Origin of the sequence: Streptomyces sp. NPDC004732 (assembly GCF_040609235.1) — a bacterium.
Lineage (GTDB): Bacteria > Actinomycetota > Actinomycetes > Streptomycetales > Streptomycetaceae > Streptomyces.
On record NZ_JBEXJR010000003.1, the window covers coordinates 540589 to 566617 of the forward strand.

The window sequence follows — 26029 nt, forward strand, 5'->3', positions numbered from 1 at the left end:
CCCCCGTCCGTGGCCAGAAAGGAAGAGTCTGTGAAGACGGGATTTGAAGACACCCCCACTGTGAAGGTGTGGGGCAACACGTTCGATGTCGGTAAGGGAGGTGCTGAAGGACTCATACGCTTCAAGCCCCGTGGCCCAGTCGTTCTTCCTTCGGGAAAGCTGGTTCCGGCTGCGGTTGAAGCCGTCGTCGAGGACGGCCGGTTCGAGATCGGCCTGATCCCTGGCGACCTGGAGGGTTCCAACCCGAAGCAGTGGGTCTACGCGGTCGAGTTCGAACCGAAAGACGGCAGCGGTCAGGGCTGGGACACCGAGTGCTTCGTCTCACACAAGTACGTGGATGACAAGGACGGCGTCGACTTCCTGAAGACCACGAACTTCGGACAGCTCGACTCTCGCGTCTTCCCGATCGAGGGTCGGGATGGTCAGTCGGCGTACGAGGCCGCCGTCGAGCTGGGCCTCTACGTGCCCCATGGGGACTGGACGCTCGAAGAGAACATCCGTGGGTGGATGTCCGGCTTCAAGGGCAAGGGCGATCGAGGCGACACAGGCCCTGGAGGGCCTCGCGGAGAGCGTGGCGAGACAGGAGCCCAAGGCGATCCGGGACGGCCGGGAGAGCCCGGCCAGCCCGGCGAGAAGGGCGACCCTGGCGAGACAGGCCGAGACGGTAAGTCCGCCTTCCAGGTCTGGCAGGACCAGAACCCTGGTGGGACGTACGAGCAGTACCTCACCGCGCTCAAGGGGCCCAAGGGCGCCCAAGGGGACCCTGGCGCGGAGGGCAAGCCAGGGAAGGACGGGTCACTCGACGGCATCAAGCCGATCGTTGAGCAGGAGATCAAGGACGCCCTTTCGAGCCTGGACGTTGTCTCTCCGGGCGAGCTGACGCAGGAGATCGAGACGCACGACGTCGACCCGGCTGCGCACACGGACATCCGTCAACTGATCACCGACATCGAGCTGAAGCCCGGCCCGCAGGGCGAGCCCGGCGAGAAGGGCGACCCTGGCGACCCCGCGACGGTCGACTTCAGCAACGTGAAGGGCCCGCTCATCGTTCGCCCCGTTGCGGACTCGTCGAGCCCGTACTTCGCCGTCCACGACGAGAACGGCACTCAGCGACTCTGGTTCGCCAAGGGCAACCAGGTGGTGCACAACGGCACGATGATCTCCCGGTCATACACGGTCGGTAACCCCAGTTCACAAGACGATTACCGCTCTGACTGGGGGTTGAAGCTAGCCGACGTCCCGAGCGGCGGAACCATCCCGGACACGATGACCGGTGGCGCCGTGTTCAAGAGCAAGGACGGGGTTCTCTGGTTCACGGACAAGGACGGGAAGGTGAACGTCTCCGAGAACCTGCGCAGTACAGGGGGCCGGTTCGACCCGTCCAAGGAGTATGAGATCGGGGCCCCTTGGAAGTTCATGAGCACCGAGTCCACGTCCTTCCTTGCGTCGATTGAAGCCGTTGGGGGTGTGGCTTCGGTGTCGGAGTCGAGCTTCCAGCAGGGCCTTCGAGTCGGGCTCAAGGCACAAGGTGAGGATCCTGCTGCCCGCATCAACGCTGACGGGACCATCGAGTCCCCGACGATCGACGAGCTTCGCAGTAAGCCCGGCACTCCCGGTCCGCAGGGCAAGCAGGGACCGGAGGGGAAGCCGGGCAAGGACGGCAAGTCCCCGAAGGTGATCATCGGTGGCACGCGGCCGCCCACTGCCGACGTAGGAACGATCTGGGTGGAGGTCTGATGGCGCAGATATATACGACCTCCGGCTGGAAGATCCCGAGGAACGTCCAGGTATGGGAGGGGAGTTGGAAGCCCGCCAAGTCCGTTGAGATCTCGACCGAGGTCGGTTGGCGAGTCGTGTTCTCCGGCACCGATCCCGACGTGGTTCAGGGCCTGGCGGACAGCGCCAACGCGACTCAGGAGCAGGCGACTCGAAACGCTGCGCTCATTCAGGCGGCGATCAACAAGGCTTCCGCCAAGGGCGGCGGCAGGGTAGTGATCCCGCAGGGCACGTACTGCGTGTTCGGCGCCCCTGTGCAGACCCCCAAGCCTCCGACCATCTCTGTCCGCTCGAACGTCGAGGTCGCCATCCCCCAGGGGGCGACGCTCAAGAACACCGGGCACAGGGACATGTTCGGCAGCTTCCTGGACGGCGAGACATTCCAGGGGTACACCGGCCCGAGCAACTGGACCATCGGCGGCGAAGGCACGATCGACAACAACGGCCACTGGGCCAAGTCCCAGAACGTGAAGACGGTCGCCTTCCGTCTCACGCACACCAGCGGTGGGACGATCAAGGACCTGACGGTACTCAACACGTTCGCCGACCACTGTGTAGATGCTGGTGGGAACCGGAACCTGACTGTCGACGGCGTGAAGTTCAAGGGCTGGCTGCCGGGCACGTCCTGGGGTGGCGACCATGGCTGGCCGTACATCGAGGTGATCCAGGTCGACGCTGCTCACAGCCGTTCTGGTGGTGGGCCTGCCTTCGACAACGCGACGACCGACGGCCTGTTCGTCCGCAACTGCTGGGCTGGCCCGTCCGAGACGGCCGGGGCGCCCCCGGTCTTCGTGGGCTCCCACGGCGCCAACCTCACGTTGGATGGCAACCCGGCGCACCCGTACCGGAACATCCACATCGAGGACAACGTAGTTGCTGACTACCTTGGTTCGGCGGTTCGCGTCTTCGGCTGGCATGACAGCTCGATCAAGAACAACCAGTTCTCGTCGAGGCATGATCACCCCAAGGTGGGCACTGCCGACGAACAGAGCAAGGCCGCGATCCTCGTCCACTCCCCCGACAAGAACGCCCACCGGAACGTGAACGTCGAGATCGAAGACAACACGTTGACCAACACGGGCCGTCCCGGCTGCCGCTACGCCGCCATCTCTGTGAACCAGGCTTGGCGCAAGTACAACGCTGACGGGACGATCAAGGAGACGCAGGCCCCTACGGCTGGATCTACGGGCATCACCATCCGACGCAACCACAGCGTCAACCACGCTGGCACCGACGTGATCTCGTCGCAGCTCGTTCCCGGGATCGTCATCGAGGACAACACCTGGGACGCGCCGAAGACCAACAACGGCGTCTGGTGCGACGACATGTCGAACGTGTCCAACAACGGGAAGGTGGTGAACGCGAAGGACTTCGGCATCAAGGAAGGGAACGTCAACAACACGGATGCCGAGAGGAACGCTGATGCGTTCCAGCGGGCGATCGACGAGGTTGCACGTGCGCCGCACGGCGGCACGGTGCTGGTGCCGGATGGGCAGTACGCGGTCCGTCATTCCCCGAGTCAGCCGGGCGGTCCGATCATGCGCATCAAGACGGACGTCCACTTCAAAATGTCGGACGGCACCGTCATCCTTCGCCAGGGCGGCGGACAGACCTTCGGCTCGTTCAGCGTCGAGGACCAGTTCAAGAACTACAACGGGCCTGCGGACTGGACGATCTCTGGTGGCACGATCGACGGCAACGCGACGAACTCTGCCGAGTGGGGTCACATCTCCGTGATCATGGGTCTCTGCCAGACCACCCGAGGGACCGTCCGCGACATGCGGATCACGAACGTCTACGCGAACCACGCGATCGACTGCATCGGCAACAAGGATCTGACCATCGACAACGTCACCTTCGAAGGGTTCCTCCCTTCGAAGGCGAATCGGTTCGATGCGCAGTACCCCGACTACAAGGGCACGGTGTGGCGGTCCCACGGATACCCGTACATCGAAGCCATTCAGGTTGACCGAGCCTTCGAGGCGGGGGGAGCACCTCCAGGCGCTTCGGACGGGTCACCGACCGACGGCCTCACGGTGCGGGACTGCACCGTCAAGGCGTCGTCCACACACGGCACGTGGCCCGTATTCGTCGGCTCTCACGCTGCAAGCAAGAAGGACGGTGCGACCACCACCAAGCCGTACACCCGGATCACGATCGAGGAGAACGATGTTCAGGACTACCTCGGTGCTGCGGTGCGTGTGTTCGGGTGGACGGACTCGATCGTCCGCAACAACACCTTCAAGTCGCGCCATGACCACAAGAAGTACGGGCGCATCGACGAGGGTTCGAAGGCCGCAGTGGTCATCCACTCGCTTGAGGCGGCGAACCACGCCAACGCGAACATCACCGTCTCTGGCAACAAGTTCGACACCACGGGCAACCCGGCCTGTAAGTACGCGGCAGTCAGCGTCGAGGAAGCCTGGCGCTGGTACAGGGGCAACGGGGAAGCAGTGACGTACACCGGAGCCCCAGCATCGTCCGGCATCGTGATCAAGGACAACGAGCTGAAGGGTCACCGCGGATCGCACGTCATCAATGCGAGCAACAGTCCGGGCGTCACGATCACGGGCAACAAGTGGTCTGGCCAGTCGACCACCGGACGCTCCCTGTACGCGCCCGATGCGGTGAACGTCTCTGGCAACGGTTCGATGTTCGCCCCGATGTCGAAGCCGTCCTTCGCTCAGGCTTCCGGCAAGTGGCCACTCGGGTCTTGGTCGGCCTATTCGGGCGCCGAGAAGTACTACGTGCAGTGGCGACGCAACGGGGGCACCTGGTACCCGTCGACCGCTCCCGAACCGCTGGGTCGCGATGTTGGCAACACCCTGTCGTTCCAGATGGTTGCAGGTCACTTCAACACGGCCAAGACCGGCGACACGATCGACTTCCGGGTTCGAGCGTGGAACACGCACTCCTCGTTCAGCCCCTGGTCCGATGCGGGATCGCTGAAGCTCACCAAGCAGCAGGCGGCACCGGCCAACCTCCAACCCTGGAACAAGAGTTGGAACACCGCGGGCCTCAAGTGGGATGCCGTGGAAGGCGCTGCGGGCTACGACGTGCGAGTCAGGGACGACGCATCCGTCAAGGACGAGAGGGAGGCAGTAGTCGAGACCGAGGTCGAGTTGAAGCCTGGTGGAGACTCGGGCCCCGAATGGGGCAAGGCATACGCCTACGAGGTCTGCATTGCTGGCACTGGCGGGTGGGTCACCGTCGAGCATCCATGGGGCAACGTCGAGCCTGTCCCACCGAAGGTCGCTCGGGTCGAGCACAAGGCCGGTGACGACTTCGAGGTGGCTTGGGACGCCCGCGCTCACGCCGACCAGTACACCGTGACTGGCTGGGCAGGGCATGACGTCGACTCCCCCAAGGTGTCGCAGGTGTTCATGGCGCCTCCGGTTCCGCAGGGGATCATCGCCGAGACGGTCACGATGCCCGACACACAACCGGGCACGTACGGCTTCGCCGTGACGGCCGAGAACCCTTACGGCGTATCCGCTTCTGAGCACATGTACGTCATCGTCTCGGACGTCGAGGAGCCGGGCGAGAAGCCCGTTATCGAGAAGGTGGAACGGGACTACGCGCAGTACGAGGCCATGGGTCTGGTCGTGGTCATCAAGAAGCCCCTCAGCGAGGGCTACGCAGAGCAGTACAAGGTCACGGCCACCGACAAGGACGGCGTCGTGTCGACGGTCACCGACTCCACCAAGACGGACTGGCGGGGCACCTTCGTGCCCATCTACGCCAAGCCGAAGACGGCTGGCCAGTGGGCCGTCACCGTTCGAGCGGTACGCGGCGGCAAGGAAGGACCGGAGTCCGAGCCGTTCGTAGGCAACTTCAGCAACTAGAAGGAGGTCCCATGGATCTGATCAAGAAGAACCCTGCGCTCATATCGAGCGTCGTGAGCGCCGTCCTGGCGCTACTGGCCACGTACATCCCGAACCTGCCCAACGAGGCGATCCTCGGCGTCGTCGCGGCCCTCCTCGCTGGTGGTGTGGGAGCACAGCGGGTTGAGGACCAGAAGACCGACGAGGCCCTGCACGAAGCCCCTCCGGGGTCACTGGAAGCGGAGGGTGGTCAGCTCGCCATCCTGGCTGCTGAGAACCTGGCGCTCCAAGAGAAGCTGGAGGCCCTGAGCGGCCCTCAGGAAGACACTCAGATGTTCGGCGGTCCGCCTGCGGAGCAGACCTCCGAGCTGCCTCCGGTCATCGACGAGTTCAGCCTTGAGGACGGACGAGCCCTGTTCAGGTCTTAAGTCCCTGAGCCGGCCAGGTCGTTGGACCCTGCGCACGACGAAGCCCCCGGCTTCCCTTCATGGGAGGTCGGGGGCCTTTTCGTGTTCCCTCAGGACAGTGGCTTGTCCAGGTTCGAGGGCTCCTCCGCCTGGAAGTGATCAGGGTGGTAGACGATCCTGAAGGGCGGTCCCCCGCTCGGGTTGTGCCGCTTCTTCTCGATGGCGCCTACGGCTTCGATGAGCCCTGCGACCTCTGCCGACGAGCGTCGGAACTTCAAGACCTTCGTCAGGATGTGGGTTCTCGTCAGGCCCTCGTCACCGGCCTGCTTCAGTGCATGACTCAACATCTCGCGGTCCTCGGAGAGCGGGACCGTCTTGCTGCGGTCACGGCCCTTCCCGCTGTTGAACTCCTTGGCGACATAGCGCGCCGACTCGATGGCGTAGTCGATGACGGCCTTGGCCGCTTCGAGGTCAGCCTTGCTGATCTTGTCCCGGTGGTTCATCAAGGCGTAGACGGCAGCCACGCGAAGCAGGTAGGGCAGACGCCTTGTCGTGAACTGCTTCATGACCTCGGTGTCGCCTGAGGTGTCGTTGTATTCGGCGTAGATGCTCTCGGTGTAGAACTTCTTGGCCGCAGGCTGGAACGTGACGGGCTCGGCACCCTCGCGGGCGTACCGGATGGCCTTGCCGATGTCATCGCCGAACACCCGGAGCTGCTCGTCGTAGTCGTCCGGAGGCTCGGGCCAGGCGAGTTCCTGCGTCATGTGGACGTAGAGAGGCAGGTACCTGTTCCAGGTGCCGCCCGCCATCTCAGACGGCTTCAGCCTGTCCGCGAACTCGTTGGGCGTGACGTGTCCGAGGATCGTGATGTGAGGGTGGGTGGCAACCTCTGAGTCCTTGGTGTGGATGTTGAGGTTCTTGCCGTCCCAGGCATCGCGCATGACCGGTCCGAGGGTGCCGCCATGGCTCTTGCTCATGATGGTGGCGAACTCGGTAGAGACCACGAACAGGCGCTTGTCCCAGACTCCGCGGTCGATCTTCAGGTTCGCTTCAAGGCGCTCCGCGACCTCGTCTTCATCCATGCCGTCTCGTACGGAGTAGATGAGACCTTCACCGGAGGACAGTGAAGTCGTGGTGTTGTCATCCCAGAACAGCGGCGAAGCCGGGCGGAGGATCTCCTCACCGAGATCAGTGGCAGTGCCCTTGCGGCCGTTGCCGGTCTCACCCATGAGGATGGTCCACACGTTGATGTGCTGCTTGATCGGCCCATGAACCATGCGCTCGTTGCCGATCATGCACGAGTACCCGGAGATCAGCGTTCCAAGAACACCCGCAGGGTCAGCCTCGGTGTGAGGCTCTACGTACTTGAGGATCTTCCCGGCGATACCGTGGTACGCCTTCTTCCCCAGCCTGGGGCGACCCTTCGGTTCTTCAAACGCCACTTACATTCCCCTCCTAGAACTAGGCTTGCCGATCTTCTTCGGCGTCGGTGCGATCTTCATCGGGAACGGACCCTCGGGGAGAGAGTCGAAGTACGCCTTCTGGAGGCGACGTATGCTCAGTTTCTGCACCTCTACGATGAAACCTGCTTGACCCTTCAATGAGCTGTGCTTAGAACTAACAGCCCGCCTCACGGTGGCTGACAAGTCCTTCTCTCGCACTGGCTTCAAGCAGCCACCACAGCAGTGCCAGGGTGACGAGTAGTCCTTCGTCGCCCCGGTTTCAGGATCGTGCATCCTGATCTGCTTCCGGGGGATGAAGACGTACCGCACGTGAGGTGACGCGCAGAAGTCACAGATGACGTTGGCTTCGAGGGGCGTAGTCGGTACTGGCACCGCTTCATGGTCGTACGCGCACTCGTCGGTCAGCGGTTCGACTTCGCCGGTCTGCGGGATGAAGCGTTCCCGAGGGTGGACGTAGATGACGGGGGTCTCATCCCACTCGTCATCCGGGTCCACCATGGAGAACAGGGTCAGGGGCTCGCCGCACTCGCGGCACTTCATCATCTGACCCATCTGACCCAGGCGCAGGCCGGGCTTCTTCTGGTCCGGTCCACTCATGATCGTTCACCAGGTCCGCTTCGTTGCTACACGATCGACGGTACCAGGGTGAAGCTCGACCAAGTCACCAAACTAACTAACCGGGGCCCGAGCCAGCAGGGGTAGGGTGTTTATGAGAGTGACGGGATCTTCACCCGGTCACCATAGTCGATGGGCCCCACAGGCACCGTCCCGTGGGGCAGACTTCGGCGGATGAGCGCCGTTGCGTGGATCGCCACCGGATCGCTTGCCGCATGGCTGTGGCTGCTGTTGGGGCAGGGCTTCTTCTGGCGTACGGACATGCGTCTGCCACCACGCCGGGACCCCGCCGACTGGCCTTCGGTCGGTGTCGTCGTCCCCGCTCGCGACGAGGCGGCGGTGCTGCCGCTGAGCCTGCCCTCGCTGCTCGCGCAGGACTATCCGGGGCGGGCCGAGGTCTTCCTTGTCGACGACGGGAGTTCGGACGGCACGGGCGAGCTGGCGCGGGCGCTGGCCGAGCGCCACGGCGGGCTGCCGCTGACCGTCGGCTCCCCCGGCGAGCCGCCCGCGGGCTGGACGGGCAAGCTCTGGGCGGTACGTCATGGCATCGGCCTGGCCCGCGCGCGGGACCCCGAATACCTCCTGCTCACCGACGCGGACATCGCCCATGAACCGGACAGCCTGCGCCAGTTGGTGGCCGCTGCGGGCAGCGGGGGCTACGACCTCGTGTCGCAGATGGCCCGGCTGCGGGTGGAGAGCCTGTGGGAGCGCCTGGTGGTCCCGGCCTTCGTGTACTTCTTCGCGCAGCTCTATCCCTTCCGGTGGATCGCCGGGAAGGGGTCGCGGACGGCCGCCGCGGCGGGTGGCTGTGTGCTGCTGCGCACGGACGCCGCCGAGCGCGCCCGGGTTCCCGATGCCATCCGGCAGGCGGTGATCGACGACGTGGCACTCGCGCGGGCGGTGAAGCGCTCGGGCGGCCACATCTGGCTCGGGCTCGCCGAGGGCGTGGACAGCGTGCGCCCGTATCCACGCCTCGGTGACCTGTGGCGGATGGTCTCGCGCAGCGCGTACGCCCAGCTGCGGCACAACGTCCTGCTGCTCATCGGCACGGTCGCCGGTCTCGCCGTGCTGTATCTCGCCCCTCCGGCCGCGCTGTTCGCGGGACTCGCCACGGGCAGCCGGGCGGCGGCGGTCGCCGGTGGCCTCGCCTGGCTGGTGATGACGGCGACGTATCTGCCGATGCTCCGCTACTACCGCCAGCCGCTCCCGCTCGCACTGCTGCTGCCCGGCACCGCGTTCCTCTACCTCCTGATGACGGTGGACTCGGCGGTGCAGCACTACAGGGGGCGTGGTGCCGCGTGGAAGGGGCGTACGTACGCACGCCCCGACACCGCGTCTCCGGAGCCCTCGCCCGAGCAGCCCTGACCTGCTACTTCCTGCCGGGCGTCCAGTTCATGCCCCACCCGTAGGTGTGGTCCATGGTGCGCTGCGGGCTCACGCCGCGGTCCGGCACCAGATAGCGGGCCTCCCGCTGGACGACGAGGTCGCCGCCGTTGTTGGTGATCAGGGCCAGCGCGCAGACGGTCGAGGGGACCGTGCACTCGTCGAGGGAGAAGTCGACGGGGGCGCCGTGCTGCGGCTGGAGGGTGACCGTGGCATTCAGATCGGCGAAGCTGCGCGCGCCTTCGTAGATGGTCACGAAGATGACGATGCGCCGGAAGTCCTTGATGTGGTCGAGGTTGATCGTGAGGTTCTCACCGGTGGCGACGGCGCCGGTGCGGTCGTCGCCGTCGAGCAGGATGTACGGCGGCTGGTTCAGCGAACCGAAGGCGTTGCCGAGCGCCTGGACGACTCCCTTGCGGCCGTCGGTGAGTTCGTAGAGGGCGCAGAGGTCGAGGTCGAGGTCGGCGTGCATGGCGACGGCCCTGCCGAGTTTGGCGCCCCAGCCCTTGAACTGCTTGCGCACCTCCCAGTTGAGGTTCACGCGCATGCCGCCCGAGGTGCCGCCCTGCTTCGTCAGGGAGACGGACGGCGCGTCCTTCGTCAGCGTGACCTTGGTCAGGCGCACGGGCGCGGGGGCCGCGGCGGGCGGCGGCGCGGGGGCGGCCGGGGGCTGGGTGACCGGGGGCTGGGTGACCGGGGGCTGGGTGACCGGGGCGGGAGGGGCCGGAGGCGCCGCGGGAGCGGGAGGTGCGGCGACGGGTGCGGGCGGGGCCGCCGGAGCGGGGGCGGCCTGCTGCGGCTCGTCCACCGAAATGCCGTAGTCCGTGGCGAGCCCTTCGAGGCCGCTGCCGTACCCCTGGCCGACGGCGCGGAACTTCCAGGCGCCCTGCCGACGGTAGAGCTCGCCGAGGACGAAGGCGGTCTCCACGGTCGCGTCCGCGCTGTCGTAGCGCGCGATCTCGGCGCCGCTCGCCGCGTCGAGAACGCGGATGTACAGGCCGGGGACCTGGCCGAAAGTGCCGCCGTCGGCCGACGCGGCGAGCACCACGGACTCGATCCCGGGCTCCACGCGCGCGAGGTCGACGCTCAGCACGTCGCTCACACCGCTGCCGGAGCGCTGCTTGCCCTCATGGCGCACCGCGCCGGAGGAGTGCCCCGGCTGGTTGTAAAAGACGAAGTCGGCGTCCGAGCGCACCTTTCCGGAAGGTGACAGCAACAGCGCGGACGCATCGGCGTCCGGCACTCCGGCTCCGGAACCCCAGCCCAATTCGATCCGTACCGCGGGTGCCGGTACGGGAACATTCGATCCTTTAGACATTGTCATGTCCGCCCCCATCGTAAGTCGCCATCCGGCTGGGCCCGCCGTTTCCGTTCATGACCAACCTATTACCCGGACCGAGCGAAGGCCCACGACGGTGCCGCGCGGGCCCCACGGCCAACCCCAGGTAACCCCTCAGGAGCTCGGCCTTTACACGATCCGAACATCGTTCGGCGACCGATTTTGCCAAGTTCGCTCGCATTGGGGATCCACAGTCACAGCCGACACGTAAAACAACCCTCTTATCGGTCTCCCCAACCAGCACATCAAGGGCTTAACTTATGGAGCATGACCTCCCCCCGCTCCACCTATGGCGGCGGTTACTACTCCGCGCCGTCCTTCCCGGACACTCCGATCTACGACTCCCTCGTTGCAGAGCGGGGCACTCCTCAGATCGCCCCGATCCGGGTCCCCTCCGCGTACGACACGGGCAGTCACCTGCCCGCGCTGCCGCCCGCACTGCCCGCGCTGCCCGCCGCCCCTTCCCATCCCAACCAGGCGTACGGCTACCAGCAGGCGCAGCAGCACGCACCGCTGCAGCAGGCACCTGCGCCGTACATCCCGCAGCAGACCGCGGGCCCGCGCGGCTATCCGGGAGCCCAGCCCCAGCGGCCCGCCCCCGGCACGGGGTACGAGGCGATGCGCCCCGCGGCGCCCCGCCCGGCCCCCGCGTCGTACGAGGATCCGTACAACCGCCCCTACCGCGGGTACTGATCACCGGCGGCCGTCCACTGTCAGCGGCTGCTGGCAGGATGGCCGCATGCCGTACCCAGCACTGAGGTCCATCCACGTTCACCCGCTCAAGGCGGCCAGGGGGCACGCTCCGCGTGAGGCCGTCGTCGAGCCCTGGGGGCTCGCGGGTGACCGTCGATGGATGCTGGTCGACGGCGACGGACGGTTCGTGTCGCAACGACCGCATCCGCGCATGGCGTTGGTCGCCGCCGAGCCACAGCCCGGCGGCGGCATCCGTGTGTCCGCGCCCGGCCGCGAGCCCCTCACCGTCGGCGTGCCCGAGCCCGGCAGGACCGTGCCGGTGGAGATCTGGCGGGACAAGATCGAGGCGGTGCCCGCCGAGGACGCGGCGCACGCCTGGTTCAGCGCCCACCTGGACATGGACGTCCGGCTCGTCCACCTCGACGACCCCGCGACCCGCCGCCCCGTGGACCCGGCGTACGGCAGGGCCGGTGAGACGGTCGGCTTCGCGGACGGCTTTCCGCTGCTGCTCACCGCCCTCTCCTCACTCGACGCGCTCAACTCCCTCATCGCCCAGGGCGACCACTCCGACGAGGGCCCGCTGCCCATGAACCGCTTCCGGCCCAATGTCGTCGTGGCGGGCACCCCGCCCTGGGCCGAGGACGACTGGCGGCGCGTCGCCATCGGCGACGCCACCTTCCGCGTCGTCAAGAAATGCGGGCGCTGCGTCGTGACGACCACCGACCAGCACACCGCGGAGCGCGGCAAGGAGCCCCTGCGGACGCTCGCCCGGCACCGCCGCTTCGGCGACCAACTCGTCTTCGGGCAGAATCTGGTGCCTGAATCCACCGGAAGGATCCGCGTCGGTGACGCGTTCACGATCCTCGAATGACCGCTGCCCGAACGGGAACTCGACGCCGGGGCACGGACGTTGGGATCGTGGGCATGAAGCGCAGCGGAGGAAGGCGGCTGCAGAGAGTGATTTCGCTCTCTCTTCTCGCCTCTCGCACGTAGGCCGTGCCGTTTCCGGTTAGGACGGACGCGGAAGGGGGTGCAGGGCAGTGCGAGCAATCGTCGGCCTGTGGCGGTGGCGGCGCAATCCGCTGCGCCGCGGCACCGACCTGGTCGAGGCCTGGCTGGCCCTGGCCGCCCTGATGCTGATCATCGTCGGCGTCCCGGTCGTCGGCGTGTTCACCGCGAGCCTGTCGCGGGACGCCCTCCTCGCCTCGGTGCACCAGCAGCACGAGGACCGCCACGCGATCACCGGCACCGTCCTGCGCAAGGTCGGCTCGTCCCCGATCGACCCCGACCCCGAGACCTCATCGGCACGCGACGCGCACAGCCGCGTCCTGGCCCGCTGGAAGGCCCCGGACCACACCGAGCACTACGGCGTGGTGCTGTCCGACCTCAAATCCCCCGACCCCGGCGACCACTTCAGGCTCTGGACGGACGAGCACGGCCGCGTCGTCGGCCGCCCGCTGGACGGCGCGACGGCGACGACCCACGCGGTCCTGGCCGGATTCGGCGCCGCCACGGCGAGCGCGGGGCTCATCGAGGGCACCCGCAGGCTGATCCTCTGGCGCATGGTGCGCGCGCGTCACGCACGGCTCGACCGGGCGTGGGAGAAGGCCGGACCCGACTGGGGGCGGACCGGCACCGGCTCCTGACGGACCCGCCCCGGCCATCGGGTCAACTCCGCCTGCTCGCGCGCGCTACGGTGGACCGGCCGAACTCCTCGGCTCCTTGCGCAGTGCCACGACATGCAGTGACACACCACAACGCCGCAAGGTCCCGCGTACGACAAGGTGGGGGCAGAGCAACTCCATGGCACAGGGCACGGTCCAGGTGACGCACACCGGCACGTCGCGGTGGCGGCGCCGCACCGGCGAGTACGCATCGCTCGCCGCTGCCTTGGAGGCCGCGAGCGACGGGGACGTACTGACCGTTGCCGCCGGCACGTACCGCGAGAACCTCGTCGTCCAGCGCGCGGTGACGCTGCGCGGCCCCGAGAGCTCCCCCGGCTCGGTGCGCATCGCGCCGTCCGACGGGGTGCCGCTGACCGTCCGCGCCTCCGCGGTCATACAGGACCTGCACGTCGAGGGCCAGGACTCGTCCGCGCCCGCGCTGCTCGTCGAGGAGGGGGCACCGGAGCTCATCGGCATCCGCGTGGTCACGCGGTCCGCGGCCGGGCTCGAAGTGCGCGGCGGGGCGCGTCCGACGGTGCGCCGCTGCACCGTCGACAACCCGGGCGGCATCGGCATCGCGGTGCTCGACGGCGGCGGCGGTGTCTTCGAGGAGTGCGAGATCGTCGCGGCGGGCCAGTCCGGCGTCGCGGTGCGCGGGGGCGCCCACCCCCGTCTGGAGCGGTGCCGGGTGCACCACGCCTCGGGCGCGGGCCTCTCGGTGACCGGGGAGCACACGGGTCTTGAGGCGATCGGCTGCGAGGTGTACGAGGTCAAGGGCTCGGGCGTGCAGGTCACCGGGCGGGCCGCGGCGCACCTGACCGACTGCGACGTGCACCGCACCACCTCCGACGGCATCACGCTCGACACGGACGCCGTGCTCACCCTGGCCGACTGCCGCATCCACGACATCCCGGAGAACGCGATCGATCTGCGCTCGCGCTCCGTGCTCACCCTCACCCGGTCCACGGTGAGCCGGTTCGGGCGCAACGGCCTGTCGGTCTGGGACCCGGGCACGCGCGTGGACGCCAACCAGTGCGAGATCCACGACAGCACGGGCGACTATCCGGCGGTCTGGGTCAGCGACGGCGCGACGGCCGTCCTGGAGTCGTGCCGGGTGCACGACGTGCCGGACGCGCTGTTCGTCCTGGACCGCGGCTCGCGCACCGACGTCGTCGACAGCGACCTCTCCCAGGTGCGCAACACCGCGGTGTCGGTGAGCGACGGGGCGACCGCGCAGCTCGACGACTGCCGCATCCGCGAGGCCGCGACGGGCGCCTGGTTCCGCGATCACGGCAGCGGCGGCACCCTCGCCAACTGCACGGTCGACACCGTCCAGACGGGTGTGATCGTCACCAAGGGCGCGGACCCGACCATCGAGCGGTGCACGGTCACGGCACCCGCCGAGGCAGGTTTCTATGTGTCGGCGGGCGGCCGCGGCAGCTTCCACGGCTGCCGGGTCAGCGACAGCGGCGGCTATGGCTTCCACGTCATAGACGGATGTCGTACGACGCTGAAGAAGTGCCGCACCGAGCGGTGCGCGCGCGGCGGCTTCGAGTTCTCGGAGGAGGGCCCGCTCGTCGAGGACTGTGCCAGTGACGAGAGCGGCGGCCTGCGCTCCCCCGGGGCACCGGCACAGCCGGCACCCAGCGTGCAGACGGCCACCCAGACCGTGGGGCTGCTCGGCGCCCTGCCCGCCCAGCAGGCCCCGCAGCCGACGGCGCCCCCGGCCGAGGAGAAGAGCTCCCGGGCCTCCACGGAGGTCCTCGGTGAACTCGACGCCCTGGTCGGCCTGGACAGCGTCAAGCGCGAGGTGCGTGCCCTCACCGACATGATCGAGGTGGGCCGCCGCAGGCAGCAGGCCGGGCTCAAGGCCGCCTCCGTCCGCCGTCACCTGGTCTTCACCGGCTCCCCCGGCACCGGCAAGACGACGGTCGCCCGCCTCTACGGAGAGATCCTCGCCTCGCTGGGTGTCCTGCAGAGCGGCCACCTCGTCGAGGTGTCCCGCGTCGACCTGGTCGGCGAGCACATCGGCTCGACGGCGATCCGCACCCAGGAGGCCTTCGACCGGGCGCGCGGCGGCGTGCTGTTCATCGACGAGGCGTACGCCCTCTCGCCCGAGGACTCCGGGCGCGACTTCGGCCGCGAGGCAATCGACACGCTGGTGAAGCTGATGGAGGACCACCGCGAGGCCGTCGTGGTGATCGTCGCGGGATACACCGCGGAGATGAAGCGGTTCCTCTCCGTCAACCCCGGAGTGGCGTCCCGCTTCTCACGGACCATCACCTTCAGCGACTACGCCCCCGAGGAACTGCTGCGGATCGTGGAGCAGCAGGCGGACGAGCACGAGTACCGCCTGGGCACGGGCACGTCCGAGGCGCTGCTCAAGTACTTCACGGTGCTCCCCAAGGGGCCCGCGTTCGGCAACGGCCGTACGGCGCGTCAGACCTTCGAGGCGATGGTGGAGCGGCACGCGGGCCGGGTCGCCCAGTTCGGCGAGCCGAGCACGGACGACCTCACGCTGCTGTATCCGGAGGATCTGCCGGAGCCGGTGTGACGTCTTCCGCCGCCGCGGACGCCGGGGCCTCCGCCGGGAACGCCGAGGGCCTCGGCGCCGGTACGTCCGGCTTGAGGCGGGCCAGGAGCCGTGCCCGTTCCTCCGCGAACGCGGGGTCCGCCTGGTAGTCGCCGTGGCCGAGGATCGGTGCGGGCAGCGGGTGTTCCTCGGTGCGGCCGTAGGCGAGGGGGTCCTTGAGGGCGGCGCGGTCGACCTGCGGGCCGCAGTCGCCGTGCAGCTGGATGGGGCCGCCGATCGGGTCGGTGGTGCGGTACAGGTTGCGCCAGCAGTCGACCTCGCGGTGCAGGGAGGTCAGGGCCGCCGGGCCGAAGTGGGCCGGGAACCACCTGCCGTACAGCCGCTCAAGGGGCGAGCCGTAGGTGAGCAGGGCGACGCGCCTGCGGACCGAAGGACGCAGCTGCCAGGCGGCGGCCGCCGCGAGGACACTGCCCTGGGAGTGTCCGGAGAGGACGAGCCGACCGCCGGTGGCGCTGGTGGCGCGCGTCCAACTGGCCATCCGCCAGGTGAGGTCGGGCACCGCACGCTCGGCGTAGCAGGGCGGGGCGAAGGGGTGGGCGGCACGCGGCCAGAAGGTGCCGACGTCCCAGAGGATGCCGATGGTTCGGCGGGCCGAGGGGTCCTTGTAGGCGCGGCGGCCCCAGGTGACGAACAGTATGAAGCCGAAGCCGATCAGCCAGGAGCCGAGTGCCTGGGAGGTCTGCGCCGCTCCCTCCAGGACGTCGGGCATGCCGTCCGCGGCCTGCCCTGGCACCTCGTCCGACATCCATGCGCCCGTGAGCGCGGCGGCGCCCAGGAGCAGGGTCACGGCCGAGATGATGCCGACGAGCAGGGGCGCGCGGTCGGTGAGGGCGGCACGCGCGCGGGTGCCCGCGATGCGGCGGGTGCGGGTGGAGTCCTTGCGCTCGTCGGGGTAGTCCACCGCCATCCGCGCCATCTCCCTGCGCTTGCGCTGGACCGTGCGGAAGCCGAACCAGCCGCACAGCACCGCGACGACCACGAGGAGCGGCGGGATCACGGAGGCCTGCCAGGTGAGCACCAGGGCGGGCCCGTCGATCGAGCCCTGGGTGCCGTCCAGCCAGTCGGATACGCGCTGCGCCCCGCCGCCGGTCATGACGCCGCCGAGCGCGCAGGACAGCATGGCGACCGCGGGACCGCCGAAGCCGCGGATGGCGGTGCGCGCGTCGGGCGAGGTCCGGTAGAGCAGGTGGGCGATCACCGCGAGGCACAGGATCAGGAGGCCCTGGACGAGCGCGATGCCGCCGAACGTCGCGTCGCCCGGCAGCCTGCCCTCGGAGCGCCAGCCGGGGCGCGACCAGCCCGCGTACAGCAGGACGAGGGCGAGCAGGACGAGCGCGCCCAGCGGCAGCCAGCGGACCAGCGTCTTGTCCAGCGCCTTGTCCAGCCTGTTCTCCGAACGCCCCCTGCGGCAGACCACCCACACCACGACTCCCCCGCCCAGTACGAGCGTCGCGTCGAGGGCCCAGCCGATGGAGTCGAGCGGTCCCGGACCGCCGGGACGCCGGTCGTACCGCGCCGCCGAGGTGCCGACGGCCGCGGCGACGGTGAGCAGGCCTGCGGCCGTGTGGGCGGCGCGCAGCCGGGCCACCAGCCTGCGTCCGTACCAGAACCCGGGCCTGCCGAGTGCGGTGCGGCTGGTCTCCTCCTCCGGGTCGGGCTGCTGGGGCAGCGGCTGCTGGGATTCGTACGCGCTCCACGTGCGGTGGGACAGGTACCAGAGGAGGCCGGTGAGGGCGGCGGGCAGGAGGGCGGCGAGGGCGAGGCGGCGGCCGGGCTGGGACCACCAGCCGCCGTTGCCGGAACCGTCGGTGGCGAGGAAGCCGAGCCAGGCGCGGTCGCCTGCGCAATCGGGGGTGCCCGCGCACTGCCAGGCGGTGAGGTCGAGCGCGATCTCGCAGGCGGCGGCGACGAGCAGCACGGTGAGGGTGAGACCGACGAGCCGCACCAGAAGGCCGTAGGTGCGCACGAGCCGTTTGCGGTGGCGGGAGGTGGGCCGCATCCAGTGGGCGAGGTTGACCACCATGAAGGGCAGCAGCAGGAGCCACAGGGCCCGGGAGCCGTTGCCGGAGGTCAGATTGCACCAGACGTACGCCTCGGGCACCGGTTTGCCGCGGTAGTCGTCGGGGCGCCGCTCCGCGTCGGCGTCCTCGGTGCGGCGGAACACCGCCGCCGTGTCGTCGCCGGAGACCCGCACGGTGCGCGGGTCGCCCAGCATCTCTTCCGGTGTGGTTCCCCCGACTCCGTGGACCAGGAGTTCGAGGGCCGTCTCGTCCTGCTTGGCACGCTCCACTGTTCCGCTTCCCCCGAGATGCGTCTGGTGAGGGGAGAAGGATCTCGACTCGGGGCCCCCTGCGCACCCCTCGTCACGCAATCTCCCCCTCCTGATTGTTCCCAGCCGCGGGCGGCTCACCCGGTCGGTGGCACGGCTGTCGGTGGCCCGTGCGAGGATGAGGCAGCGCGCCGGGCGGGCGCGCCGGGCATGACGGGGCAGAAGGGCCGGACCGGGCGTGAGCGACAATCAGAACCTCCTGGCCGAGCAGCGCCGCGCCCTGATCCTGGACGAGGTGCGCCGCCGCGGCGGCGTCCGGGTCAACGAACTCACCCGCAAGCTCGGGGTGTCCGACATGACGGTCCGCCGCGATCTCGACGCGCTGGCCCGCCAAGGCGTGCTGGAGAAGGTGCACGGCGGCGCGGTCCCGGTGATGGAGGCGAGCACGCACGAGCCGGGGTTCGAGGCCAAGTCGGGCCTGGAGCTGACGGCCAAGGAGGACATCGCGCGGACCGCGGCGTCCCTGGTGGCCCCCGGCACGGCGATCGCCCTGTCAGGTGGTACGACGACGTATGCGCTGGCACACCACCTGCTGGACGTGCCGGACCTGACGGTGGTGACGAACTCGGTGCGGGTTGCGGACGTCTTCCACTCCGCGCAGCGCACCTCCGGTCAGCGGCAGGGCGCGGCGACGGTCGTGCTGACCGGCGGCGTGCGGACTCCGTCGGACTCGCTGGTCGGTCCCGTCGCGGACCAGGCGATCAGGGCGCTCCACTTCGACGTGCTCTTCCTCGGTGTGCACGGCATATCGCTGGAAGCAGGCCTTTCGACGCCGAACCTGGCCGAGGCGGAGACCAATCGGCGCCTGGTGCAGTCGGCGCGGCGCGTGGTGGTCGTCGCGGACCACACCAAGTGGGGGACGGTGGGGCTGAGTTCGTTCGCCTCGCTCTCGCAGGTCGACACGCTGGTGACGGACGGGGGGCTTGCGGCGGAGGCGCGTGTGGAGATCTCCGAGCATGTGAACCGGATCGTGGTGACGGGCGAGCTCGCGACGCCCCATGAGGGCGACGGTGTGGCGGCTGCCGACGACGACGCCGTGGACGTCGACGACTCCGGGGCCCGCGCAGACATCTGACGGGCCGCCAGCTATGGTGACGGTGCCCGGTCAACCGTCCCGTTCCGCTGGGGGGCAGCGTTCAATGGCACGCCGACTGAGCCCTGTTGGGCTCGACTTCGTTCAGACCGCTCCGGTGCGTCTGGTCTTCGCCCGTGAGATCGGCTCACCTCCCGATGCGGTGTACCGCGCCCTGGCCGACGACGTGACCGGCTGGCCCCAGTGGTTCACCGCGGTGACCCTGTGTCGGCCGACCGGGGGCGGCGCGGGCCGCGAGGTCCGCCTCAAGGGCGGCACGCGCTTCCAGGAGTCGATCCTGGCGGCCGAGGGCCCCGAGCGGTACGCCTACCGCATCGACGAGACGAACGCGCCCGGCCTGCGCGCCCTCGTCGAGGAGTGGCGGCTCTCCCCGAGCGGCGGCGGCACCGGTACCGGCACCCGTGTCCAGTGGACGTTCGCCGTGGACGGCGCCGCCCCGCTGCGCGTCGCCCTGAAGCTCGGCCGCGCGGGCCTCGGCCGGGCGTTCCGGGACGCCGTCACGACCTTGGACGAGCGGCTCGCCTCTGCCAAGGCGTAGCCACTTCCACCAGCCGGGGAGGCACAGCCGTGCCCGAGCCGGTTACTCGGCCCACGCCCCCGTGGCCAGCAGCGTGTCGATCGCCTGCGCGTAGGGCGCGATGTCCAGGCCCTGTTCGGCCAGCCACGCGTCCGAGTAGTACTTGTCCAGATAACGGTCACCGGGGTCGCAGAGCAGTGTGACGACGCTGCCCGTACGTCCCGCGGCCACCATCTCGGCGACGATCCTCAGCGCGCTCCACAGGCCCGTGCCGGTCGAGCCGCCCGCCTTGCGGCCGATGGCCTGCTCCAGGGCGCGTACGGCGGCGACGGACGCCGCGTCCGGCACCTTCATCATGCGGTCGATGGCACCGGGCACGAAGCTCGGCTCCATGCGGGGCCTGCCGATGCCCTCGATGCGGGAGCCGCAGTCGCTCGACGCGTCCGGGTCGTTCTTCGTCCATCCGTCGAAGAAACAGGAGTTCTCCGGGTCGGCGACGCAGAGGCGGGTGTCGTGCTGCATGTAGTGGACGTAGCGCGCGATGGTCGCCGAGGTGCCGCCGGTGCCCGCCGTCGCGACGATCCAGGCGGGCTCGGGGTAGCGCTCCAGCCGCAGCTGCTGGTAGATCGACTCGGCGATGTTGTTGTTGCCCCGCCAGTCAGTGGCGCGCTCCGCGTAGGTGAACTGGTCCATGTAGTGCCCGCCCGTCTGGACGGCGAGGGCAGCGGACTCCGCGTACATCGTGCGCGAGTCGTCCACGAAGTGGCATCGGCCCCCGTGGAACTCGATGAGGCGGATCTTCTCCGCGCTGGTCGTGCGGGGCATCACCGCGATGAAGGGCACCCCGATCAGCTTCGCGAAGTACGCCTCGGAGACGGCCGTGGACCCGCTGGACGCCTCGATGACCGGACGGTCTGGCCTGATCCAGCCGTTGCACAGGCCGTAGAGGAACAGCGAGCGGGCGAGGCGGTGCTTGAGGCTGCCGGTCGGGTGGGTCGACTCGTCCTTGAGGTACAGGTCGATGCCCCAGTGCTCGGGCAGCGGGAAGCGCAGGAGGTGTGTGTCGGCCGAACGGTTGGCATCGGCCTGGACCTTTCGGACAGCCTCTTTGAGCCAGGCCCGGTACGTTTCGTCGCTGTGGTCGACGTCGAGCGTCGGCATGGGCTCGTCGGCTCGAAACTGCTGTGCGGTGCTCACGGCGGGGCTCCTTCGCGTCGTGCCGGACGCGATTCGGACGCGGCCGTACACCTCGATCTTAAACACCCCCAACACCGGTCTCACCTGCATAAACACACCTTTGAGAGCCTCAAAGCAGCGACTGTCACAGCCTTGGGGAGAGCTTGACGGCGCGCCGTCGCGGGCGTCACAAAAGCCCCTGGCCGACGTCTCCATGCGTACTGGTGCTCGACGCCTGGGCCGTGCAGACTTCACCGCACAGGACAGCTGTCTCGTATCGGAGCGGTTGACCCACGACGCACTAGGGGGCGGAGTGTCATGGCGGAGCCGGAGTTCACGGCTACGGGTGTACGGATCGGGAGGCGCTTGCGCTCCCTCACCCGGGCCGGCGAGGTCCGCATCACCGACGGCAGGCTGGAGTTGCTGACCAGCTACGGCACGGAGATCGACAGCGCTCCGGTGCAGGCGGTACGCACGGGCAAGCCGTGGTTCGCCCCGGACGGCCGGGCTCTCGCCGAGGTGAACGGCACCCGCTATCGGCTCACGCTCGGCGAGCACGAACCACGCCCCGGCGAAGCCGGTCCGCCGACAGTGCGCAGGTTCATCGAGGCGGTGCGCAGCGCCACGGAGCACCGCCTCCCCCAGTAGCTGACGGGGCCGCTCGGCGCGTCGCGCGACTTGCATGCCCACACCCCCTGAGTCACTCTGGTTTCACATCACTCTGGGTTTACCGGTGATGACGCTGCGAACCAGCGCCGCCGGCCATACAGCAGGCAGCAGACCCCGCGGCCCCTGCTGGATCCGATCGTCGTCTTCTTCCGGACCTTCATTTTCGGGGAGTCGCACCGTGATCAGCCAGCCAAGCAGGCATTGCACGGTAGAGCTCCAAGCCCTGCCGTCGCGGATCGGCCAGGTCCGCAGAATCGTATCTGCGCAGTTGCGCTACTGGCATCTCGATCCATTGATAGACCAGGCAGCCCTAGGTGTGACGGAGCTTTTGACCAACGTCCACCGGCATGCCGAGCCCGACAAGATGTGCACCGTGGAGATAGAGCTGCTGCTCGACCAGCTCACGGTCTCCGTCCACGACCACGATCCACGCCTCCCCCAGATCCGTGACGCGGACGCCTTCGCCACGTGCGGCAGGGGACTCGCGATGGTCGCGGCGGTGAGCGAGAGCTGGGGCGTGCGCCCGCAGGGCGACGCGGGAAAAGTCGTGTGGTTCACGCTCCCCGCACCCTCCCCCGCGGTGGCCATGTCCCCGTATCCCGTGTACGGGGCGGCAGAGAAGACTCCCGCCCGGTCGGCCGTTGTCGGCTGACCGGGCGGTGATCATCCGTTCCGGGTGCGCTCCCCCGCCTGCAAGTCCCTGCGTGTACGCGGGCGGGGAGGGCGTCACCCGGCGGCCGGGCGTCACTCGGTGGCGATGGCCCGCAGCACATCGAGGCGCGCCGCCCGCCGAGCAGGACGCAGGCCCGCCAAGGCGCCCGCCGCCAGCCCGACCAGGGCGACCACCATCAGCTGCACCGGTGGCACGGCGAACGCGAAGGCACTCTCGGTCGTACTGTCCGACGCCTTGACGAGCACCCAGCCGAGGAAGCCGCCCAGCACGAGCCCGCCCGCCGTGCCGAAGGCGGCGACGAGCACCGACTCCCAGCGGACCATGGCGCGCAGTTGGGCCCTGGTCTGGCCGACCGCGCGCAACAGGCCCAGCTCACGGGTGCGTTCGTGGATCGCGAGGGTCAGCGTGTTGGCGATGCCGAGCAGGGCGATGAGCACCGCGAGGGCGAGCAGCGCGTAGACGAGGGTGAGCATCATGTCGATGCCGCTCGCGGAGGCCTCCGCGTACTCGGAGCGGGTCTGCACCTCCGGATTGCCGTAGTCCTTCGCCGTCGCGGCGACCGCGGCCTTGCCTTCGGCCGGGCTCACGCCGTCCTTGAACGTGACGGAGACGAGGGTGTCGGAGTCCTGCATGCGGTGCGGCGCCCAGGCCTCGCGGCTGATGACGTAGTCACCGGCGAGCTCCGACCTGCCGAAGACGGCGCGGACCGTGAAGGTCTCCTTCTTGCCGTCGGCGAAGGCAAGACCGGTCCGGGAGCCGACCTTCAGGTCCTGCTTCGCCGCCTCCGACCTGGTGATCGCGATGCCGCGGTCGCCGAGCGTGCCCAGCGAACCGTCGACCTCACCGAGGTCGAAGGACTTTGCGAAAGGCCCCGGGTCGGTGACGGTCAGGGCGCGGCCCTCACCGTTGACCTCCGCGGCGCCCTTGCCGAGGCCGACGGCGGTCTCGACCTCGGGCTGCTTCGCGAGCGCGGGGGCCAGCTTCGGGCTCAGCCCGCTGCCGCCCGCGCCGAAACCGGGAGTGCTGACCGCGATGTCTCCGGCGAAGGAACGGTTCACGGTCTGGTCCATCGTGGCCTTCAGCGAGGCGCCGAAGACCGTGAAGAGGGAGACGACGGCGACGCCGATCATCAGCGCGCTCGCGGTGGCCGCGGTCCGCTTGGGGCTGCGCAGGGCGTTGCGCCGGGCGAGGCCGCCGGTGACGCCGCGCAGCCGGTCGAGGGGCCCGCCGAGGACGCGTACCGCTCGCGAGGAGGCGACGGGCCCGAGCACCACGAAGGAGACGAGGGCCAGCACTGCCCCCGCGCCCGCCAGCCAGATCGAGGGATCGACCAGGACGCCGGTGAGGGCGAGGCCCACGGCGGCCAGGGCGAGGCCGGTACCGACGACGGCACGGCGCCGCGAGGCACCGGAGTGGTCGACGGCCGTCTCGCGCAGCGCCGCGAGCGGGGCGGTGCGCCCGGCCCGCACCGCGGGCAGCAGCGCGGAGCCCAGGCAGACCACGACGCCGACGGCGAGCGGCAGCAGCATGGAGAGCGCGCTGATCACCAAGTCGCCCTCGGGGAAGGGAAATCCGATGGCCGGGAAGAGCGCCTGCAGACCTGCCGCGACGCCGATGCCGCCCGCCAGCCCCGCGGCCGACGCGATGACGGCGACGGCGCTCGCCTCGACGAGGGTCGAGACGGTGACCTGTCGGCGCGAGGCGCCGAGCGCGCGAAGGAGCGCGTTCTCGCGGGTGCGCTGGGCGACGACGATGGCGAAGGTGTTGTGGATGCTGAAGGTGGCGACCAGCAGGGCCACTCCGGAGAAGACCAGCAGGAAGCTGGTGAAGACGGTGAGGAACTGGCCGGAGATGTTGTCGGTGTTCTCCGCGGCCGACGCCTCCCCCGTGATGGCCTCAACACCCTTGGGCAGTACGGGAGTCAGCGCGTCGACGAGCCCCTGCTCGCTCACGCCGGGCCCGGCCCGCACCCGGATGGCCGAGGCCTGGCCGGGCTTCGGGGTGAGGTACTTCTCGGCGTCGGCCAGTGTCATGCCGGTGAAGGTGGTCTGCGCCATGCCGTCCTCGCCGCCGAAGGTCGCGAGGCCCACGATCTTCACCTGCACGGGGTCGGGGGCGCGCAGCGTCGTCGTGTCACCGATCTTCAGGTCGCCGGTCTCGGCGGCGCCGCGGTTGACCACGACCTCGCCGGGCGCGGACGGGGCACGCCCTTCGGCGAGTTGGTACGCGTTCAGCTCGGTGTCGTCGATCCAGTTGCCCGCGAGGGTGGGCGGGCCCTTGCCGCCGATGGGTTCACCGTTCTTGCCGAGCAGCTGACCCGCGCCCTCGATGTCGGGCGCGGCGGCGGCCACTTGCCCGTTCTTCTCGATCGTCTTCACGAGGTCGGTGCCGACCGGCTTGCGGGTGCCCCGGGTGTCGTCGGGGGTGGTGATGGTGTCGGCGCTGCGGACGACGGCGTCGGTGCCGCTCGTGGCGTTGCCGAACATCGTGTCGAAGCTGGCGCGCAGGGTGTCGCCCATGACGAGGGTGCCCGCCAGGAAGGCGACGCCGAGCATGACGGCGAGGAACGTACCGGCGAAACGGCGTCTGTGGCCGCGCAGTGACGACATGCTGAGGCGGACGGAGGCGTTCAGGGAGCTCATGATGACGTCTCCTTGCTGCCAGGACGGGCGCCGGGCGTCTGGGGCATGGCGGCGGCGTGCGCCGCGGATCCCGTCGTGGGCGGTCGCGTGTCGAAGGCCTTCATCCGGTCGAGGACCCGGTCGGCCGTCGGGGACTCCATGCGGTCCACGAGGCGCCCGTCGGCGAGGAAGACGACCTCGTCGGCGTGGGCGGCGGCCACCGGGTCGTGGGTGACCATGACGACGGTGCGGCCCATCTGGTGCACCGCCCTGCCGAGCAGGTTCAGCACCTCTTCGCCGGAGCGCGAGTCGAGGTTGCCGGTCGGTTCGTCGGCGAAGACGACGTCGGGGCGGCCCGCGAACGCCCGTGCCACGGCGACGCGTTGCTGCTGGCCGCCGGAGAGTTCGACGGGCCGGTGGTGCAGCCGGTCGCGCAGCCCGACGACGTCGATCAGGGCGTCCGCCCATTCCCGGTCGCCGCGGACTCCGGCGAGGTCCATGGGCAGGGTGATGTTCTCGGCGACGGTCAGCGTCGGAACCAGGTTGAAGGCCTGGAAGACGAAGCCGATGCGGTCGCGCCGCAGCAGGGTCAGGCGCCGGTCGTCCAGCTTCCCCAGCTCGGTGTCGCCGATGAAGGCGGCGCCCGAGGTGAGGGTGTCCAGGCCCGCCGCGCAGTGCATCAGGGTGGACTTGCCGGACCCGGACGGGCCCATGATCGCGGTGAAGCGTCCGGCGGGAAACTCGACGCTCACCCCGTCCAGGGCCCGTACGGCGGTGTCCCCGCTGCCGTAGACCTTCACGGCGTCGGCGACGCGAGCGGCGCCGACGCCCACGGGCCTGGTGACCCGTCCGGTGGCGGTGCTCATGCCGCACCGCCCTTGGAGGTACGGCCGAACTCCTCGTTGAGGACCGTCAGCCGACGCCAGTACTCGTCCTCGTCGATCTCACCGGAGGCGAACCGACGGCCGAGCACCGCGATGGGCGAGTTCTCTGCGACGCCGGTGTGCCCGGTGGGTCCGGCGGCTCCGAGCGCGCCCCGGAACGGGCCGCGGCGGCCGCGCCACACGGTGCGGCGGAGCAGGGTGAAGGCGCCGACGACGACGGCCGCCCAGATCAGCGGGAAGAACAGGATCCACGGGCCGGGCCCGCCGTCCCAGTGCGCCAGGGTCTGCATCTGAACTCATCTCCTCCGAA

At 69.2% G+C, this 26029-nt stretch carries 19 protein-coding genes and 1 pseudogene; 12 read left to right on the forward strand and 8 right to left on the reverse strand.

Going from position 1 to position 26029, the window contains the following annotated elements; translation table 11 throughout:
* The first annotated feature begins 9 nt into the window (after positions 1 to 9).
* The 3 genes from ABZV77_RS11630 to ABZV77_RS11640 are packed head-to-tail and all read left to right on the forward strand — an operon-like array spanning position 10 to position 6028.
* Positions 10 to 1737 (forward strand): hypothetical protein, encoded by a 1728-nt coding sequence (locus ABZV77_RS11630; RefSeq protein WP_356253798.1) that lies wholly within the window; start codon positions 10 to 12, stop codon positions 1735 to 1737.
* Positions 1737 to 5621 carry a hypothetical protein gene (locus ABZV77_RS11635; protein WP_356253801.1) on the forward strand — a complete coding sequence of 1295 codons (3885 nt, stop codon included), beginning with the start codon at positions 1737 to 1739 and terminating at the stop codon, positions 5619 to 5621. The genes ABZV77_RS11630 and ABZV77_RS11635 overlap by 1 nt, the downstream gene beginning before the upstream one ends.
* A gap of 11 nt (positions 5622 to 5632) precedes the next feature.
* On the forward strand, positions 5633 to 6028 hold the full coding sequence (locus ABZV77_RS11640; protein ID WP_356253803.1) for a hypothetical protein: 396 nt from the start codon (positions 5633 to 5635) through the stop codon (positions 6026 to 6028).
* 89 nt (positions 6029 to 6117) lie between these two features.
* On the opposite strand, the gene ABZV77_RS11645 is transcribed toward ABZV77_RS11640, so the two are convergent.
* Both ABZV77_RS11645 and ABZV77_RS11650 read right to left on the reverse strand, forming a co-directional pair.
* Positions 6118 to 7449 (reverse strand): DUF3987 domain-containing protein, encoded by a 1332-nt coding sequence (locus ABZV77_RS11645; RefSeq protein WP_356253806.1) that lies wholly within the window; start codon positions 7447 to 7449, stop codon positions 6118 to 6120.
* Positions 7450 to 8067 carry a hypothetical protein gene (locus ABZV77_RS11650; RefSeq protein WP_356253808.1) on the reverse strand — a complete coding sequence of 206 codons (618 nt, stop codon included), beginning with the start codon at positions 8065 to 8067 and terminating at the stop codon, positions 7450 to 7452.
* Positions 8068 to 8259: 192 nt separating this feature from the next.
* On the opposite strand from ABZV77_RS11650, the gene ABZV77_RS11655 reads away from it, so the two are divergent.
* Positions 8260 to 9450, forward strand: coding sequence for a glycosyltransferase (locus ABZV77_RS11655; RefSeq protein WP_356253811.1), 1191 nt, complete (start codon positions 8260 to 8262; stop codon positions 9448 to 9450).
* A 4-nt stretch (positions 9451 to 9454) separates the two neighbouring features.
* On the opposite strand, the gene ABZV77_RS11660 is transcribed toward ABZV77_RS11655, so the two are convergent.
* Positions 9455 to 10804: a TerD family protein gene (locus ABZV77_RS11660; protein ID WP_356253814.1), complete on the reverse strand. Its 1350-nt coding sequence runs from the start codon at positions 10802 to 10804 to the stop codon at positions 9455 to 9457.
* Positions 10805 to 11074: 270 nt separating this feature from the next.
* Here ABZV77_RS11660 and ABZV77_RS11665 point away from each other — a divergent pair, with 270 nt between their 5' ends.
* From ABZV77_RS11665 to ABZV77_RS11680, 4 genes are all read left to right on the forward strand, one after another.
* Positions 11075 to 11500 (forward strand): DUF6643 family protein, encoded by a 426-nt coding sequence (locus tag ABZV77_RS11665; protein ID WP_356253817.1) that lies wholly within the window; start codon positions 11075 to 11077, stop codon positions 11498 to 11500.
* 46 nt (positions 11501 to 11546) lie between these two features.
* Entirely contained in the window at positions 11547 to 12371 is an 825-nt protein-coding gene (locus ABZV77_RS11670) for an MOSC N-terminal beta barrel domain-containing protein (RefSeq protein WP_356253820.1), read from the forward strand.
* Between the two features lie 169 nt (positions 12372 to 12540).
* Positions 12541 to 13146 carry a hypothetical protein gene (locus ABZV77_RS11675; protein ID WP_356253823.1) on the forward strand — a complete coding sequence of 202 codons (606 nt, stop codon included), beginning with the start codon at positions 12541 to 12543 and terminating at the stop codon, positions 13144 to 13146.
* 157 nt (positions 13147 to 13303) lie between these two features.
* A complete protein-coding gene (locus tag ABZV77_RS11680) occupies positions 13304 to 15718 on the forward strand; it encodes a right-handed parallel beta-helix repeat-containing protein (protein WP_356253826.1) in 2415 nt (804 codons plus the stop codon).
* Here ABZV77_RS11680 and ABZV77_RS11685 read toward each other — a convergent pair.
* Entirely contained in the window at positions 15678 to 17972 is a 2295-nt protein-coding gene (locus ABZV77_RS11685; protein WP_356254292.1) for a hypothetical protein, read from the reverse strand. The genes ABZV77_RS11680 and ABZV77_RS11685 overlap by 41 nt on opposite strands.
* Before the next feature lie 292 nt (positions 17973 to 18264).
* On the opposite strand from ABZV77_RS11685, the gene ABZV77_RS11690 reads away from it, so the two are divergent.
* The gene (locus ABZV77_RS11690) at positions 18265 to 19161 is read left to right on the forward strand and encodes a DeoR/GlpR family DNA-binding transcription regulator (protein ID WP_356253829.1); all 897 of its coding nucleotides are present in this window, start codon (positions 18265 to 18267) and stop codon (positions 19159 to 19161) included.
* A 64-nt stretch (positions 19162 to 19225) separates the two neighbouring features.
* Positions 19226 to 19717 carry an SRPBCC family protein gene (locus tag ABZV77_RS11695; protein ID WP_356253832.1) on the forward strand — a complete coding sequence of 164 codons (492 nt, stop codon included), beginning with the start codon at positions 19226 to 19228 and terminating at the stop codon, positions 19715 to 19717.
* A 42-nt stretch (positions 19718 to 19759) separates the two neighbouring features.
* Here ABZV77_RS11695 and ABZV77_RS11700 read toward each other — a convergent pair whose 3' ends face one another.
* Complete coding sequence (locus tag ABZV77_RS11700; protein WP_356254295.1) at positions 19760 to 20857, reverse strand: PLP-dependent cysteine synthase family protein; 1098 nt, start codon at positions 20855 to 20857, stop codon at positions 19760 to 19762.
* Positions 20858 to 21190: 333 nt separating this feature from the next.
* Between ABZV77_RS11700 and ABZV77_RS11705 the strand changes: the two genes are divergently transcribed.
* A complete protein-coding gene (locus ABZV77_RS11705; RefSeq protein ID WP_356253835.1) occupies positions 21191 to 21520 on the forward strand; it encodes a hypothetical protein in 330 nt (109 codons plus the stop codon).
* A 199-nt stretch (positions 21521 to 21719) separates the two neighbouring features.
* Positions 21720 to 22154: pseudogene (locus tag ABZV77_RS11710) on the forward strand (ATP-binding protein); the annotation flags it as partial.
* Positions 22155 to 22285: 131 nt separating this feature from the next.
* On the opposite strand, the gene ABZV77_RS11715 reads toward ABZV77_RS11710, so the two are convergent.
* The 3 genes from ABZV77_RS11715 to ABZV77_RS11725 are packed head-to-tail and all read right to left on the reverse strand — an operon-like array spanning position 22286 to position 26009.
* The gene (locus ABZV77_RS11715; protein ID WP_356254298.1) at positions 22286 to 24847 is read right to left on the reverse strand and encodes an FtsX-like permease family protein; all 2562 of its coding nucleotides are present in this window, start codon (positions 24845 to 24847) and stop codon (positions 22286 to 22288) included.
* Positions 24848 to 24852: 5 nt separating this feature from the next.
* On the reverse strand, positions 24853 to 25701 hold the full coding sequence (locus ABZV77_RS11720) for an ABC transporter ATP-binding protein (RefSeq protein ID WP_356253838.1): 849 nt from the start codon (positions 25699 to 25701) through the stop codon (positions 24853 to 24855).
* The gene (locus ABZV77_RS11725; RefSeq protein WP_356253841.1) at positions 25698 to 26009 is read right to left on the reverse strand and encodes an SHOCT domain-containing protein; all 312 of its coding nucleotides are present in this window, start codon (positions 26007 to 26009) and stop codon (positions 25698 to 25700) included. Before ABZV77_RS11725 ends, ABZV77_RS11720 begins: the two co-directional genes overlap by 4 nt.
* Positions 26010 to 26029 lie beyond the last annotated feature (20 nt).

What these genes read in the sequence shown, in the direction of transcription:
- ABZV77_RS11635 (WP_356253801.1), top strand. Translation starts at nt 1,737, where the DNA reads ATGGCGCAGATATATACGACCTCCGGCTGGAAGATCCCGAGGAACGTC.
- ABZV77_RS11640 (WP_356253803.1), top strand. Translation starts at nt 5,633, where the DNA reads ATGGATCTGATCAAGAAGAACCCTGCGCTCATATCGAGCGTCGTGAGC.
- ABZV77_RS11650 (WP_356253808.1), bottom strand. Translation starts at nt 8,067, where the DNA reads ATGAGTGGACCGGACCAGAAGAAGCCCGGCCTGCGCCTGGGTCAGATG.
- ABZV77_RS11655 (WP_356253811.1), top strand. Translation starts at nt 8,260, where the DNA reads ATGAGCGCCGTTGCGTGGATCGCCACCGGATCGCTTGCCGCATGGCTG.
- ABZV77_RS11660 (WP_356253814.1), bottom strand. Translation starts at nt 10,804, where the DNA reads ATGGGGGCGGACATGACAATGTCTAAAGGATCGAATGTTCCCGTACCG.
- ABZV77_RS11665 (WP_356253817.1), top strand. Translation starts at nt 11,075, where the DNA reads ATGACCTCCCCCCGCTCCACCTATGGCGGCGGTTACTACTCCGCGCCG.
- ABZV77_RS11670 (WP_356253820.1), top strand. Translation starts at nt 11,547, where the DNA reads ATGCCGTACCCAGCACTGAGGTCCATCCACGTTCACCCGCTCAAGGCG.
- ABZV77_RS11680 (WP_356253826.1), top strand. Translation starts at nt 13,304, where the DNA reads ATGGCACAGGGCACGGTCCAGGTGACGCACACCGGCACGTCGCGGTGG.
- ABZV77_RS11685 (WP_356254292.1), bottom strand. Translation starts at nt 17,972, where the DNA reads ATGCTGGGCGACCCGCGCACCGTGCGGGTCTCCGGCGACGACACGGCG.
- ABZV77_RS11695 (WP_356253832.1), top strand. Translation starts at nt 19,226, where the DNA reads ATGGCACGCCGACTGAGCCCTGTTGGGCTCGACTTCGTTCAGACCGCT.
- ABZV77_RS11700 (WP_356254295.1), bottom strand. Translation starts at nt 20,857, where the DNA reads ATGCCGACGCTCGACGTCGACCACAGCGACGAAACGTACCGGGCCTGG.
- ABZV77_RS11705 (WP_356253835.1), top strand. Translation starts at nt 21,191, where the DNA reads ATGGCGGAGCCGGAGTTCACGGCTACGGGTGTACGGATCGGGAGGCGC.
- ABZV77_RS11720 (WP_356253838.1), bottom strand. Translation starts at nt 25,701, where the DNA reads ATGAGCACCGCCACCGGACGGGTCACCAGGCCCGTGGGCGTCGGCGCC.
- ABZV77_RS11725 (WP_356253841.1), bottom strand. Translation starts at nt 26,009, where the DNA reads ATGCAGACCCTGGCGCACTGGGACGGCGGGCCCGGCCCGTGGATCCTG.